Below are 1,222 nucleotides of genomic sequence, written 5' to 3'. Positions count from 1 at the left end.
TGTAGATACCCCAAAAATTAGGGCAGTAAGTTTAATCATTAAATTTACTGAATATGACACGAAGAAAATTCACCCCGAAGTTCAAGACCAAGGTGGTCCTTGAAGCCTTGAAAGAGCGGCATAGCCTTGCCGAACTTGCCCAGAAGTACGAGATACACCCGACCCAGATCAGCGCATGGAAGCGCGATTTCCTTGACGGGGCCGAGCAGGTGTTCGAATCGGGCAAGAAGGATGCCCGCAGCGAGACCGAAAGGGAGAAGGACAAACTTCTAAAGGCCATAGGCCAGTTGAAGGTCGAGAACGATTTTTTAAAGGACGCCTTGCGCTGAGACCACTCTCCGAACGCAGAAAAATGATACGCAAGGGTCATTCCAAGATGAGCATTGCAAGGCAGTGCAGAACATTGTCGGTCCATCGCTCGGGGCTCTATTACAGGCCAAGGGGCGAGAGCGAACTGAACCTGAGGCTCATGCGCGAGATGGACGAGCATTACCTCCACCATCCCTTCAAAGGGGCCAAGCGGATGCACATCTGGCTGACCAGGGACAGAGGGTACAAGGTGAGCAGGAACCGTATCGAACGGCTCTATTACAAGGTCATGGGCCTCAGGGCCGTCCTTCCGGGAAAACATACCTCCCGAAGGTGCAAGGAACACAAAACGTATCCGTACCTGCTGAGGAACCTGACCATCGAGCGTCCCAACCAGGTCTGGGCCACCGACATCACCTATATCCCCATGCAACAGGGATATCTCTATCTGGTGGCCATCATCGACCTGCACAGCCGCTATGTCCTGAACTGGAGCGTGTCCAATTCCATGGATGCCCAATGGTGCAGGGAAACATTGGAAGAGGCCATAGGTGAGCACGGCACACCTGAGATCCTCAATACGGACCAGGGAAGCCAGTTCACCGCTGAGGAGTTCGCCAACTATGTTTTGGGTCAGGGAATACGCCTGAGCATGGACGGCAAGGGAAGGGCCACTGACAATGCCTTTATCGAAAGGTTATGGAGAAACGTGAAATACGAGAAGATATACCTGAACCCTCCAAGGGACGGTATGGACCTTTATCTGTTATTGGCTGAGTACTTTGATTATTACAACCATGAAAGAAGACACCAGTCCATTGAATACCAAAGACCAAACGATGTTTATAGAAAAGCAGCTTGATAATTATGTTAGTTTTGTAGAGAAACTGTCCTAAAGATCGGGGTATCTACA

General features: G+C 50.5%; 2 protein-coding genes. Both read left to right on the top strand.

Translation table 11 applies throughout. The features are described from left to right. Window positions 1-53 precede the first annotated feature (53 nt). A complete protein-coding gene (locus J0X14_RS18995) occupies window positions 54-329 on the top strand; it encodes a transposase (protein ID WP_072882405.1) in 276 nt (91 codons plus the stop codon). A gap of 23 nt (window positions 330-352) precedes the next feature. After that, on the top strand, window positions 353-1,171 hold the full coding sequence (locus J0X14_RS18990; protein ID WP_207099405.1) for an IS3 family transposase: 819 nt from the start codon (window positions 353-355) through the stop codon (window positions 1,169-1,171). Window positions 1,172-1,222 lie beyond the last annotated feature (51 nt).

This window comes from Allomuricauda sp. CAU 1633 (assembly GCF_017313225.1).
Classification (GTDB): domain Bacteria; phylum Bacteroidota; class Bacteroidia; order Flavobacteriales; family Flavobacteriaceae; genus Flagellimonas.
Note: the sequence above shows the minus strand (reverse complement) of the source record. Positions and strands in the feature narration are given on the sequence as shown.

What these genes read in the sequence shown, in the direction of transcription:
- J0X14_RS18995 (WP_072882405.1), top strand. Translation starts at nt 54, where the DNA reads ATGACACGAAGAAAATTCACCCCGAAGTTCAAGACCAAGGTGGTCCTT.
- J0X14_RS18990 (WP_207099405.1), top strand. Translation starts at nt 353, where the DNA reads ATGATACGCAAGGGTCATTCCAAGATGAGCATTGCAAGGCAGTGCAGA.